This window comes from Candidatus Halobonum tyrrellensis G22, from assembly GCF_000495475.1.
GTDB lineage: Archaea > Halobacteriota > Halobacteria > Halobacteriales > Haloferacaceae > Halobonum > Halobonum tyrrellense.
On the sequence record NZ_ASGZ01000032.1, the window covers coordinates 1 to 11,184 of the forward strand.

Below are 11,184 nucleotides of genomic sequence, written 5' to 3' on the forward strand. Positions count from 1 at the left end.
CGACCCCGTCACGGCGGCGCTGGCGGCCGTCCGCGTCGCGGACCGCGCGGCGCCCGTTGTGCTCGCCGTCCGACGGTTCGACGACGCGCGCGAGGCCGCCGCCCGACTGGACACGCCGGTCGCTCGCCTGTGAGACCCCGGGTTCGATTTTAAGTAGGGTGACGCGACCACCGGCGCTATGTCCGTCTCGCTCGACGCGAGCGCCGACGTCCGCGCGGGCGTCGCGCTCGTCACCGCCCGCGTCTCCAACCCCGGCCCGGTCGCGCGCCGGGTTCGGCTCGTCAACCGCCTCGACGGCCCCGTGCTCCCGCCACGCCGGCGCGGTGCGCCCGCCGACGGCTGGTCGGCCGAGGGGTTCGACGGAGTCGTCCCCGCCGAGGAGACGCTCGCCGTCGGCTACGCCTGCCCGGTCGGCGAGGGTGCGAGCGCCGGCCGGCCGCTCAAACTCGCCGACGTGAGCGCGCCCCGGGGGACGACCGCCCCGCCGGTCGAGCGCGCCCGGCGCGACCTCCCGCCGTCGGCGCCGCCGCGCGACGCAGTTCCGCTCCCCGACGGCCCGCAGACGGGGCGTGCCGACCCGGACGAAGCCGGCCGGGAGGCCGACGACGCGGCGGCGGACCGCGGCGCGGCCGGTTCTCCCGCGCCGGGTGACGCGACGGACCCGACCGCCGAACGGGACGACCGAGCGAGCCGAGGGGACCGAGAGGGCGGAGACGACCCGGCGGGCTCGCCCGCCGCGCCGGCCGGCGACGGTGCCGACGGCGGGGACGGCGCCGCCGCGGGCCGGTCGTCCGACGCGACTGCCGTCGACGCGTATCTCGATACGGTCGAGCGGCGCGTCGCCCGCGGCGAGCAACTGACCGACGCGTCGGTCGCGGAGGCGACGGCGGCGCTCGCGGGGAGCGACCTCGACGGGACGCCGGTCGCGGAGTTGCCCGACGCGCTCGCGGCCGACGCGGCGGCGCTGGAGGCGCTCGCGGAGCGGGCCGAGCGGCTGGCCGAACGGGCGCGGGCGACGGACGTGCCGGTCGACGCGCTCCGGAGGCTGGCGTGATCCTCGCGGTCACGGGCGGGAAGGGCGGCGTGGGTAAGTCGACGCTGTCGTACGAACTCGGCGCGGCGCTCGACGCGGTGGTGGTCGACGCCGACCTGGCGATGGCCGACCTGCCCGGCGGCCGCGAGCGCGGACCGGACCTCCACGACGTGCTCGCGGGGCGGGCGTCGGCGGTCGAGGCGGTGCGGACGGGGCCGGTCGACGTGCTACCGTGCGGTCGGTCGCTCGCAGGCGCGCGCGCGGCCGACGTCGCTCGACTCGACGAGGCGGTCGCGGACCTCGCCCGCCGGCGTGACCTGGTGCTCGACTGTCCCGCCGGCCTCCGCGCCGACGCGGGGGTGCCGCTCGCGCTCGCGGACGCGTGCGTGGTGGTCACGTCGCCGAAGCCGTGGGCGCTCGCCGACGCGGTCCGGAGCCGCGAACTCGCACGCGAACTCGACGCGGGCGTCGCCTGCATCGCGCTCAACCGTGCGGTCGACGCCCCCGCGGTCGCGCCCGTCGAGCGCGCGCTCGGCGCCCCCGCGACGGTGGTCCCGGCGGACCCGCGGCTGGGGCGTTCGATCACCGACGAGACGCCGGTGGCGGCGACGGCGCCCGACAGCGCCGCCGGCCGCGCGGTCGACGCGGTGGCGACGGCTGTTCGGCGCGCGCGGTAGCTTCCGGCGCCGCTGTCACGTTCGACCGGTCCGGATCTCTTCGCGGTCCGCGGTCGATTCGCCGTCCGTTCTCGCCCCGACTACGTCCCACTCGACCCCGACGGTCGGTCGACAGCAGAAGGAGTCGCTCGCTCGGTTTCGTCGCGCGGAGTCAGCCCGCCCGCGTCACTCCCGCAGATCGGTGTAGCTGTTCCGGAGCGTGACGGGGGTCACGTCGGCGGCGTCGGCGGCGTCGGCTTGGGTGCACTCCTCGCCGTTGTCGCGGGCGGCGGCGTAGACGCACGCCGCGGCGACGCCGCCCGGGTTGCGGCCGTTGGTCAGCCCGCGGTCGCGCGCCGTCTCGAGGTGCGCGCGGGCGTCGCGTTCGACGGCGGCGCTCAAGTCGAGGTCGGAGACGAACCGCGGGAGGTACTCGACGGGGTCGATCGGCCCGACCGGCAGGCCGAGGTCGCGGTTCATCGCGTCGTACGCCGCGTCGAGTTCGTTCTCGTCGGCCTTCGCCTCCGCGAGCAGTTCCGCGCGCGTCCGGGAGATGCCGGCGATCCGGCAGGCGGCGTACACCGCGGCGGCGGCGAACCCCTCGATGGAGCGTCCCCGGAGGAGGTCCTCCTCCTGGGCGGAGTCGAACAGCGAGCAGGCCTGGTCGCGCACCTGTTCCGACAGCGAGTGGACGCTCGTCAGCCGGCGGATCTCGGTGAAGCCGTACACCTGGTTGCGCTCGCGCTTCGAGGAGATGCGCGCGCGGGTGTGCTGACGGCGCATCCGCGCCCACTGGCGGCGCTTTCGACCCTTGACGCGCGTGTAACCGATCTCCGTCGAGAGGCCGCGGTCGTGTCGCGACCGGGTCAGCGGCGCGCCGGTCCGCCGCGGGTCGGTGTCGTCGTCCGCGAACGACCGCCACTCGGGACCGCGGTCGACCCGGTCGGCCGACACCACGAGCCCGCAGTCGCTACAGACCGTCTCGGTTCCGTCCGTACGCACTCGTCCGTCACATTCCGGGCAGGCCGTCGTTGCCTGGCTCATACTAGGAACTCGGTCCCGAAACCATACTTAACTACGGGGGGATCCGGGGGTCGAACCGCCAGACGACGGCGTGGAACGTACCGGTTATCGGTACCTTCCCGCCACGCGCGTATCGGCGCTGATATCTCTATTAGGTAAACTTATGGCAACTAAACGTACAGTACGCCCATGCCGCTCTCGGAGATCGCCGCCGGCATCGAGGTGACGACCGAGCAGGACGACCGCGGCGTCGCCACCGTCGACGACACCGACGGGTCGCTGGTCGACCGGCTGGCGCCCCACGCGGACGCGCTCCCGTGTACGCCGGAGGCGACGGCGACCGTTCTGGAGGAACACGCCCGCGGGTCGAGCGTCGGCGCGACCGCCCGCGAGGCTGGCGTCGCGCCGATGACCGCGGCGAAGGCGCTCCACCGCTGTGGCGTCGCGGGCGTCTCGCCGCTCGCGCCGACCGCGCGGCGGGTGGTCCGCGACTGGCTGGCGGGCGAGGTGACGCGCGCGGACGCGCTGGCGCTGACCGGCGGCGACGAGGCCGACTTCGCGCTCGCGGGCTACGTCGAGAGCCACGACCCGGTGCCGGAACTCGCGGAGCTCGCGGAGGGGGAACTGGGACGGGACGGGAACGCGAGCGTCGAGAAGCGCGACGCGCTCGCGGGGACGATGAGCGAGACGACCGACCTGTTGTGAGGCGCCGGCACCGCCCCGGCATCTCGGCTCCCCTTCTCCGCTCCGCCGTTTCGCCCGTCGGGGTTCGACCGCGCGACTCCCGCCGCCCGCGGAGGTAGTCGCCTACGACCGACGGAGGCGACCGAGGACGCCCCCGGTCGAGAGGTCGACGTCGAGTTCGTCGTCGACGACCGCCCCGGCGGCGGCGACGACCCCCGCGGCCGCGTCGTCGCTCCCGAGCGCCGCCGGCGCGGCGCCGGCGCCGTCGGCGCGGTCGGGGTTGTCCGCGTGGCTCTCGTGGTCCGACAGGTCCGGGACGGTCGCCTCGGCGGCGTCGAGGTCGCCGCCGACGCTCACGGTCAGGTCGGCGGGCGCGCCCACGTCCGCGAGGCGGTCGGCCATCCGGCGGCGGGTGTCGGCCCCGCGGGCGTCCGCCGACGCGACCAGCGCCACCCGGTCGGCGGCGGTGACGGCCGCGACGGCCTGGTTGGCGGCGACCGGCGGGGTGTCGACGAGCACGTGGTCGAACGCGTCGGCGGCCTCCGCCAGCCGACGTTCGAACGCCTGGGCGGCGTCGGGCGTCTTCGCGCCCGCCAGCCGCTCGAACGGGGCGTGTGCGGGCGCGAGCGCGACCCGTCCCTCGGTGTCGACCCCGAGGTCGGACAGCCCCTCCGCGAGCGGTCGCTCGGGCGCGAGACACAGCGCGGTCGCGTCGGGTTCGACCCGGCCGTCGACGAACCGCGCGAGTCCCTGCGTGCCGTAGGCGGCGTCGACCACCGCGACGTCGCGGCCGGCGCGCGCGAGCGCCGCCGCACACTCCACCGCGGTCCGGGTCGTCCCGACGCCGCCGGCGGTGCCGACGAGCGCCACCGTCCGTGCCGGTGTCTGGGTCATACACGCGGTGGGCGCGTCCGCCCGGATAAGCGGTCGGTCCCGATTCTCAGACCGCTCAGCTCCGGTTCCCCGGCACCGGCCGGGCGACGGAGCGGGGAGGACCGCGACCACGGGACCGTACGGGCCACGGCGGCGCTCCCGCAGCCGATGGCTCCTTGCACTGGCAGCCCGCGAGTGGATGGCTCGCGGACCCGACTCTCGGTCGATGTTACAGACGGACGCATCCCTGGTCGACTCGCTCGTCGTGTTCGTGGTCAGCCTCCTGGTGGGGGCGCTCGGCATCTACGTCGGCGCGCGGGTGATCGCCGGCGTCGAGGACTACACGTACGCGATCGTGACCGCGCTCGTCGGGTCGGTCGTCTACGCCGTGGTCGCGTTCCTCGTCCCGTTCGGCTGGCTGGGGCTGGTGCTGGCGCTGGTGGCGTACCTCGCGGTGATCAACTGGCGCTACCCCGGCGACTTGGGGTCGGCGGTCGGCATCACGCTCGTCGCGTGGCTCACGGTCGTGGTCGTGATGTGGCTGCTCGCGCTCGTCGGTGTCGTCGCGCCGGAGGCGACCGGTATCCCGTTCGTCTGACACCTCTCACAAACTGGCACTGTCTAGCGAGGCCAGTTTGAGACGCGACCAACTCGGTGAGTGCTCCGGGTAGAGTACCCGCGGACGTGCTCAGCGAGTGCTTCGCGGCGGAATTCGGCGAACGTTGAGAGTGTGAGCGGACGGCGACGCCGTCAGGGGGTTCGTCGTCCGCCTTCGCGCGACTGGCTGTTCACGTAGAGAGGTCGCTTCGATTCTCGCTGCAGTAGGCGTCGAACGCTCTCGTCAGGCGATCTTCGAGCGGGTAGATCGACTGGCTGACGGCGCTCTCGATCCGCCGACGCTCGCGAGCGCGGGTGACTACCCCCGCATCAAGTTCATCACCTCGTCGGCGATATCCGGTTCGAGCGCGACGACGTAGCGACTGCCGGGTGTCAGCGTCGTGTCGGCCCGGGCGACCCGGTTCCCGTCGTCGTCGGAGACGACCAGTGTCCCTGCGGGAAAGCGCACGTCGGCCAACTGTTTACCCGCCGCCGGAGCCCCTTCCGCGACGCGGACGAGCACGATATCGAGGTTACCAGTCACGTCTGCCAGCGTCTGAACGTCGCTCCCGAGGATCTCGTTTACCGCGATTCGGGCGCCCGCCCGCTCGGGGAAGAGTACCGCGTCCACGAACCGGGCGTACGACTCCCCGACGGCGCTTTCGATCCGCGCCACCGTCCGGATCCCGGGTGAGAACTCCTTGGCAGCTAAACAGACCGCGAGGTTCATCCCGCTGTTACCCGTGAGCGCCGCGATCGCGTCGGCCTGCTCGATGCCGGCCTGTTCGATGATGTCCGGGTTGGTCGCATCACCGCGGATGATCGTTGCCATCCACTTGTCGGCGATCTCCGAGACGACCCTCTCGTCCTGTTCGATGATCGTGACGTCGTGTCCGAAGTCGGCGAGTGTCTCAGCTGTCTGGAAGCCGACGCGCCCGCCGCCCGCGATGACGATATCGAGGTTGTTGGTCATGCGTTAATCTTCCCCCTCGGGTGTTATTCCGGTGTCGGCCCCCGTTTGGCCACGATCCGAACGCGCTCTGAGACGATCGAGCCCCACGTAGACAACTCCGCCCAGTAGGACCCACGCGACGCTGAGTATCAGCGCCAGCGGATCCGTCCGGGTCAGGTACTCCACGAGTACCCCGGCCAGGATCAGATTGAGACCGATACCGAGCACCGGCGGAACGGGGTAGTAGGGCATCTCGTAGGGGCGGTTCATGTTCGGTCGCTCCCGCCGGAGCCTGATCACGGCGACGTTGACGACGATAAACGACAGGAGGAAGAACAAACTCGCCATATTCCCGGCGCTTTCCGTCGGCAGTGCCACCGACCCGAGCATCACGACCGCGCTAGCGAGGATCGCAACGAACGGTGTCCCGTAGCGGTAGTGAATCTGGCCGAAGGACGGCAGCAACTGTCCCTCGCGGCCCATCGAAAACGCCACCCGCGAGGAGGCGATCACGACCGCATTGAGCGCGGTCAGCGTCGAAAACACCGCCCCGAAGACGATGAGCGCCCCGCCGTTCTGGATGATCGGCAGTCCGGTCGGCATGAACGACGTTGCCGCCTCGGCTATACCCGCCTCCCCGGCGTCGGCGAGTCCGTCCGCCCCGAGCGTGCCGACGGCGACGGTGACGACCGCCAGATAGACGATCACGGTCGCGATCAGACTCAGGAAAATCGCTTTCGGGATGTTCTCTCGGGGGTTCTCGACCTCCTCGGAGACAGTCGTGATGAGGTCGTACCCCTCGAATGCGATGAACGTAAGTCCCATCGCCGGCAGGACCGCGGCCGCGCCGGCTTCCGCCGGGAACAGCGGCTGGAACTCGGCTCCGGAGAACATCGGGGACGCGAACCCGAAGGCGACGAACACGGCCAAGATGCTCACCTTGATGATGGTGAATATCGTCTCGGCGCTCCCACTGGCAGCCGTCGAGACGGCGTTGAGCGCCACCAGACCGAGCACGGCAACGAACGCCAGCAGAAACGCGAGTGGCACCGCCGTCTCGACGAACGGTAGTACGACGGCCCCCACCTCGTCGGGTGGCGGAACTACCCCGTAGACGTGCAACAGTTCGAGAAAGTTCGGAGCGAAGCCGAGCGCGTACAGCCCCCCTGCGATCATGTAGGCGAACCAGAGCATCCAGCCCATGATGAACGACGGGAGGTCCTCGAAGATCTCCCGAACGAAGGCGTATCCGCCACCGCTCTTCGGGATCGAAGCGGCCAGTTCCGCATACGAGAGCCCGGTGAATGCGGTTACGACGCCGTTCAGCGCGAAAACGAGGATCGCGGCCGGGCCGGCGATCTCGGCGGACAGCCCCGTCAACACGAAGATGCCGGCCCCGATCATCGCTCCCATCCCGATCATCGTCGCGTCGAGCAACCCGAGTTCGGCCTCCGGGGACCGGGTCCGAGTCTCGCTCATTACCTTCGCTCCTCGTTTTGCTCGTCGTGCATCGTCTAGTTCGGTGCACCGTTGAGCCAGCGTAATGGTTGTGAGGATTCCTCTCCGTCGGGAATCGTACCCGTGTTTGTTAGCCCTCGTTAGAACTCTCCGACGCCCGTAACTCGTATTTCGACCGCGTGGGAGTGAGCGCCGGTTGCGAACGACGCCTTCCGAAGCTCCAGCGGCACTGTCTAGTGAGGCCAGGTTGCGACGTGAACAGGTCGGTGAGAGATTCGGGTAGCGTGTTCGCGGACCTGCTCAGCGGGCGCTTCGCGGCGGAATTGAAGAACGTTAGAGCGTGAGCGGACGGCGACACTCCTCACCTCGGGGCGTTCGCCGTCCGTCTCCACGCGACCGGGTGTTCGCTCGGAGAAACGGCGTGGATTCTCGCCGAAGCAGGCGGTGAGCGCTCTCACCGGGCGATCCGCCGGTGTCCAGTGGATACGTCGACTGGCCCATAGCGCTCTTGACCCGCCGACGTTCACGAGAGCGGGGCTCTCGTACTGTCTCGTCTCACTCGGCGATTCGTACGTCTCTCGAGGATACCGCCGTCGTATCGTCGTCAGTCGGATATCTCCGCCGCGATGTCGTCCAACTCCGCGTCGGAGAGGTCGGGCCGCTCGCCGGCGGCGACGTGGATCGGGCCGCCGCCGTCGCCGTCGAACCGCGGGATGACGTGCGCGTGGACGTGTCCGACCTCCTGGCCCGCGGCGGGACCGTCGTTCAGCCCCACGGTGGCGCCGTCGGCGTCGACGGCCGCCTCGATATCGGGCGCGAGGTCGTACACCAACTCGAACACCGCGGCGGACTCCTCCCGGCTCAGGTCGCCGAGGCGCGCGCGGTGTGTACGGGGGACGACAAGGGTGTGGCCGGGCGCCATCGGGTTCGCGTCGAGGAACGCGACGGCGTCGTCGCTCTCGCCGACGATCCGACCGGGGATGTCGCCGGCGACGATCCCACAGAAGACGCAGTCGTCAGTTCCGCTCATGTCCGGAGGGTTTGCTTCGGGTCCGCTTGAATCTGGGGGCGGTCCGTCTCGGTACTCGACGGTCCCGTCGTCGACGACTGCGGGACCGTGACCTCGGAAGCCCCCGCACGGTCCGCTCCCGCGGCTCGCTGTGCTCCTCGCTCCGCTGCGGTGCTTGCGTCGCCGGGGTTCGCGGACCGCACGGCCCCTTCCGGTCCCACCCGTCGCCACACCCTCCCCAGCCGACTCGCTCCCTCGCTGTCGCTCGGTCACTCGTCCCTCGCGCTCGCGGCTGGCACGGAGGCCAGCCGCCACGCGCCGAGAGCGGTCGTTCGACGGTCACTGTGGAGTCTCCCGTCCGGCTTCGCTCACGGCAGGTGTTCGGCGATCCGTTCGCGGTACTCCGCCTCGCTCAGCCCCAGCCGCGAGAGCCACACCTCCTGGTAGCTCGGGTGGAGGACCGGGAGCAGCGTCACCCCGAGCGTCGGGCAGTCGAGCGGTTCACACACCGAGTCGAGGAAGCCGTCGAGTTCGCGCCCCTCGAACGCGAGCACCGTCGTCGTGGCGTGTTTACCGGTGGCGACCACCACCGCCGGCTCCACCGCGTCGAGTTCGGTTTCGAGGTGGCTCCGGCAGTTCCGTAGCTCCGCGTCGGTCGGTTCGCGGTTGCTCCCGTCGTCGCCCTCGGGGAAGCACTTGACCGCGTTCGTGTAGTAGGCGTCGCCGCCGTAACCGACGGCGGCCACCAGCCGCCGGACCCGCCGGCCGGAGTGGCTGGATGTGTACGCGAACCCGGTGTGGTTTCCGCCCTTCCACACCGGCGCGTCGGGGTCGCCCGCGCCCGGCGCCTCGCCGACGACGAACACGCTCGCGTCCCGCGGGCCGTTCCCCCACGAGATGCACGTCCGCGACTCGACGAGCGCGGGACACCGCCGGCAGCCGGGCCGGACGACGAACCGGTCGTCGGCGTCGGGGTGTGCTATCTCCGACTCCGAGCGCGGCTCCGAGTCCGCGTTCGGCTCCCCGTCGTCGTCGCCCGCCCCGCCGTCGCGGCTCACTCGGTCAGCGGCATGACGACCCCGAACAGGAACGCCGAGAGGGGGATACAGAGGATGGCCAGGTACTCCAGGTCGGTCAACAGCGTCTCCTCCCAGCCCGGCAGTGCCGTCCCCGTCCCGCTCGCGGCAACCTGTATCGCGGCCGCGAGCACGAAGACGAGCAGGCTGATACCCACCCCGCCTTTCGCCAGCCGCGGGTAGTCGAGGTCCCCGTACCGTCCTGACGTGCGTGACATACCAGTTACTCCCGTGCTGGGTTACAAGACCGTTTCGCCACGCCGGCGACTCGGGGGCGCTCACCCCGTTCCGGACCGGATGCACCCGTTCCGGCCCGGACGCACCCGCGAAAGGGGAGGCGAAAGGTTGAGGACGGTCCGGCGGCTCCGCTGGCGTATGCAAGACGGACTGTTCGACGCGGTGTGGGCGGCGTTCGAGTGGCTCCTCGTCGCGGCCGGGAGCGTCGCGTTCACGGGCGCGGGGATCCGGTTCGAGGAGGTCGGCCGGGCGGCGCTGGTGGCCGCGAACATCCAGCACGCCGCGGTCGACTTCCTGCTCGCGGCCGTGATGCTCGTGTGGGGGCTGTACCTCCTCGGCTACCGCCAGGTGCTCCCGCGGACGCTCGCGGCGTTCGGCCGCCGGAACGCCGACGCGAACTGACCCGACCGAGCCGAACCGAACGGCCCGACCCGGGCCGGTCACGGCGCGTCGCCCACTCGTTCTACCGCCGTCCCGTTCACCCGGTCGGTCGCCGCGGACGGTCGTTCGTCGGCGACGCCCGCCGGCCGGCGGCCCGGTCGACCCGGCGCCGCGGCCGCCTCAGAGCGCGTCCACGAGGGCGGGCGCGACGGAGACGGCGGTCTCGCCGCGTTCGATGGTGTCGGTGGCGAACACCGACTCGACGCCCGCGGCCGCGAGTTTGACCCGGGCGTTGCCCGCGAGTACGCCGTGGACGCAGGCGGCGAACACGCGCCCGCAGTCGCGGTCGTGGAGCGCGGCGACCGCGTGGCTCATCGTCGACCCGGTGGCGACGATGTCGTCGACGACGATCACGTCCCGCCCGGCCACGTCGGCGTCGTGGGGGTGGACGGACACCTCGCCCGTCTCGCGGTCGCGCTCCTTCTCGAAGAAGTCGGTCGACCCGCGACCGTACGCGTCGCGCGCGCTCGCCGCCAGCGACTCCGCGCTCGCGTCGGGTGCGAGAAACACCGGCTCCGAGAGGTCGTCGGGGAGCGGCGCGGCGAGGCGGGCGGCGGCGTCGACCACCGCCGTCTCGCAGTCGAAGTACTCCGTGACGCCCCGCTCGTGGGGGTTGACCAGCACCACCCGGTCGGTCCCCGTCGAGACGGCGCGGGCGACCGCGCGCGCGGAGACGGGTTCGCCCGGGCCGAACGAACTGTCCTGGCGGGCGTACCCCATGTACGGGAGGACGGTCGTGACGCGGTCGACGCCGGCCTCCCGGCAGGCGTCCTGTAGCTGGAGGAGTTCGACCAGCGCGTCGTTCGACGGGGTCGACGCGACCACGACGGTCTCGGCGGGCGTCCCGTCGTTCGACCCTCCCGACTCCGCCGACGCCGCGAGGTCGGGCACCGAGGCGCACTCCTCGCCGTCGGGGAACCAGCGGTACTCCGGCGTCGCCAGCGGGCGGCCCGTCTCGGCGGCGAGGGCGGCCGCGAGCGACTGCGAGGCGGACCCGGGTACGAGCATACGCGTCGCTAACCGCGTCCGGATACAAACCCGTTCCTACTCGCGCGAGGGTGGCCCGCCCGCGCCCGCGGCGCCGCCGGACCCGCCGGCGTCGGTATCGGCGGTCCCCGCGGCCGCGTCGTCCGCTCCGCCGGTCG

General features: G+C 71.9%; 14 protein-coding genes and 2 pseudogenes. 8 read left to right on the forward strand and 8 right to left on the reverse strand.

Going from position 1 to position 11,184, the window contains the following annotated elements:
* The 3 genes from K933_RS19555 to K933_RS09955 all read left to right on the forward strand — a co-directional run.
* On the forward strand, positions 1-133 hold a 133-nt coding region (locus K933_RS19555), incomplete at its 5' end, for a DUF7856 family protein (RefSeq protein ID WP_449240087.1).
* Between the two features lie 45 nt (positions 134-178).
* Entirely contained in the window at positions 179-1,054 is an 876-nt protein-coding gene (locus K933_RS09950) for a DUF7857 domain-containing protein (RefSeq protein WP_023394603.1), read from the forward strand.
* Complete coding sequence (locus K933_RS09955) at positions 1,051-1,710, forward strand: MinD/ParA family ATP-binding protein (RefSeq protein ID WP_023394604.1); 660 nt, start codon at positions 1,051-1,053, stop codon at positions 1,708-1,710. The genes K933_RS09950 and K933_RS09955 overlap by 4 nt, the downstream gene beginning before the upstream one ends.
* A 165-nt stretch (positions 1,711-1,875) precedes the next feature.
* Here K933_RS09955 and K933_RS09960 read toward each other — a convergent pair whose 3' ends face one another.
* Positions 1,876-2,733 carry a transcription initiation factor IIB gene (locus K933_RS09960; RefSeq protein WP_049947767.1) on the reverse strand — a complete coding sequence of 286 codons (858 nt, stop codon included), beginning with the start codon at positions 2,731-2,733 and terminating at the stop codon, positions 1,876-1,878.
* Between the two features lie 168 nt (positions 2,734-2,901).
* On the opposite strand from K933_RS09960, the gene K933_RS09965 reads away from it, so the two are divergent.
* The gene (locus K933_RS09965; protein ID WP_023394606.1) at positions 2,902-3,417 is read left to right on the forward strand and encodes a DUF7858 family protein; all 516 of its coding nucleotides are present in this window, start codon (positions 2,902-2,904) and stop codon (positions 3,415-3,417) included.
* A gap of 102 nt (positions 3,418-3,519) precedes the next feature.
* On the opposite strand, the gene K933_RS09970 is transcribed toward K933_RS09965, so the two are convergent.
* A complete protein-coding gene (locus K933_RS09970) occupies positions 3,520-4,290 on the reverse strand; it encodes a ParA family protein (protein ID WP_023394607.1) in 771 nt (256 codons plus the stop codon).
* 205 nt (positions 4,291-4,495) lie between these two features.
* On the opposite strand from K933_RS09970, the gene K933_RS09975 reads away from it, so the two are divergent.
* Positions 4,496-4,867, forward strand: coding sequence for a hypothetical protein (locus tag K933_RS09975; protein WP_023394608.1), 372 nt, complete (start codon positions 4,496-4,498; stop codon positions 4,865-4,867).
* An 86-nt stretch (positions 4,868-4,953) separates the two neighbouring features.
* Positions 4,954-5,165, forward strand: a pseudogene (locus K933_RS19020) (IS6 family transposase); the annotation flags it as partial.
* Between the two features lie 20 nt (positions 5,166-5,185).
* On the opposite strand, the gene K933_RS09980 reads toward K933_RS19020, so the two are convergent.
* A complete protein-coding gene (locus K933_RS09980; protein WP_023394609.1) occupies positions 5,186-5,839 on the reverse strand; it encodes a potassium channel family protein in 654 nt (217 codons plus the stop codon).
* A 3-nt stretch (positions 5,840-5,842) separates the two neighbouring features.
* The gene (locus K933_RS09985) at positions 5,843-7,297 is read right to left on the reverse strand and encodes an APC family permease (RefSeq protein WP_023394610.1); all 1,455 of its coding nucleotides are present in this window, start codon (positions 7,295-7,297) and stop codon (positions 5,843-5,845) included.
* A gap of 263 nt (positions 7,298-7,560) precedes the next feature.
* Here K933_RS09985 and K933_RS19025 point away from each other — a divergent pair.
* A pseudogene (locus K933_RS19025) lies at positions 7,561-7,798 on the forward strand (IS6 family transposase); the annotation flags it as partial.
* Positions 7,799-7,880: 82 nt separating this feature from the next.
* Here the strand turns inward: K933_RS19025 and K933_RS09990 are convergent.
* The 3 genes from K933_RS09990 to K933_RS10000 all read right to left on the reverse strand — a co-directional run bounded on the left by K933_RS09990 (position 7,881) and on the right by K933_RS10000 (position 9,579).
* Entirely contained in the window at positions 7,881-8,306 is a 426-nt protein-coding gene (locus K933_RS09990; protein WP_023394611.1) for an HIT family protein, read from the reverse strand.
* Between the two features lie 347 nt (positions 8,307-8,653).
* Positions 8,654-9,268 (reverse strand): uracil-DNA glycosylase, encoded by a 615-nt coding sequence (locus K933_RS09995; RefSeq protein ID WP_049947770.1) that lies wholly within the window; start codon positions 9,266-9,268, stop codon positions 8,654-8,656.
* Positions 9,269-9,339: 71 nt separating this feature from the next.
* Complete coding sequence (locus K933_RS10000; RefSeq protein WP_049947768.1) at positions 9,340-9,579, reverse strand: DUF7860 family protein; 240 nt, start codon at positions 9,577-9,579, stop codon at positions 9,340-9,342.
* Positions 9,580-9,736: 157 nt separating this feature from the next.
* Here K933_RS10000 and K933_RS10005 point away from each other — a divergent pair, with 157 nt between their 5' ends.
* Entirely contained in the window at positions 9,737-10,000 is a 264-nt protein-coding gene (locus tag K933_RS10005) for a hypothetical protein (RefSeq protein ID WP_023394614.1), read from the forward strand.
* Positions 10,001-10,159: 159 nt separating this feature from the next.
* On the opposite strand, the gene prs is transcribed toward K933_RS10005, so the two are convergent.
* Positions 10,160-11,047 carry a ribose-phosphate diphosphokinase gene (gene prs / locus K933_RS10010; protein WP_023394615.1) on the reverse strand — a complete coding sequence of 296 codons (888 nt, stop codon included), beginning with the start codon at positions 11,045-11,047 and terminating at the stop codon, positions 10,160-10,162.
* Positions 11,048-11,184 lie beyond the last annotated feature (137 nt).

Bases quoted from the DNA above. Each gene is read 5' to 3' on its own strand.
- K933_RS09960 (WP_049947767.1), bottom strand. From the start codon at position 2,733: ATGAGCCAGGCAACGACGGCCTGCCCGGAATGTGACGGACGAGTGCGT.
- prs (WP_023394615.1), bottom strand. From the start codon at position 11,047: ATGCTCGTACCCGGGTCCGCCTCGCAGTCGCTCGCGGCCGCCCTCGCC.
- K933_RS09980 (WP_023394609.1), bottom strand. From the start codon at position 5,839: ATGACCAACAACCTCGATATCGTCATCGCGGGCGGCGGGCGCGTCGGC.
- K933_RS09965 (WP_023394606.1), top strand. From the start codon at position 2,902: ATGCCGCTCTCGGAGATCGCCGCCGGCATCGAGGTGACGACCGAGCAG.
- K933_RS09985 (WP_023394610.1), bottom strand. From the start codon at position 7,297: ATGAGCGAGACTCGGACCCGGTCCCCGGAGGCCGAACTCGGGTTGCTC.
- K933_RS09970 (WP_023394607.1), bottom strand. From the start codon at position 4,290: ATGACCCAGACACCGGCACGGACGGTGGCGCTCGTCGGCACCGCCGGC.
- K933_RS09950 (WP_023394603.1), top strand. From the start codon at position 179: ATGTCCGTCTCGCTCGACGCGAGCGCCGACGTCCGCGCGGGCGTCGCG.
- K933_RS10005 (WP_023394614.1), top strand. From the start codon at position 9,737: ATGCAAGACGGACTGTTCGACGCGGTGTGGGCGGCGTTCGAGTGGCTC.
- K933_RS09975 (WP_023394608.1), top strand. From the start codon at position 4,496: ATGTTACAGACGGACGCATCCCTGGTCGACTCGCTCGTCGTGTTCGTG.
- K933_RS09990 (WP_023394611.1), bottom strand. From the start codon at position 8,306: ATGAGCGGAACTGACGACTGCGTCTTCTGTGGGATCGTCGCCGGCGAC.
- K933_RS10000 (WP_049947768.1), bottom strand. From the start codon at position 9,579: ATGTCACGCACGTCAGGACGGTACGGGGACCTCGACTACCCGCGGCTG.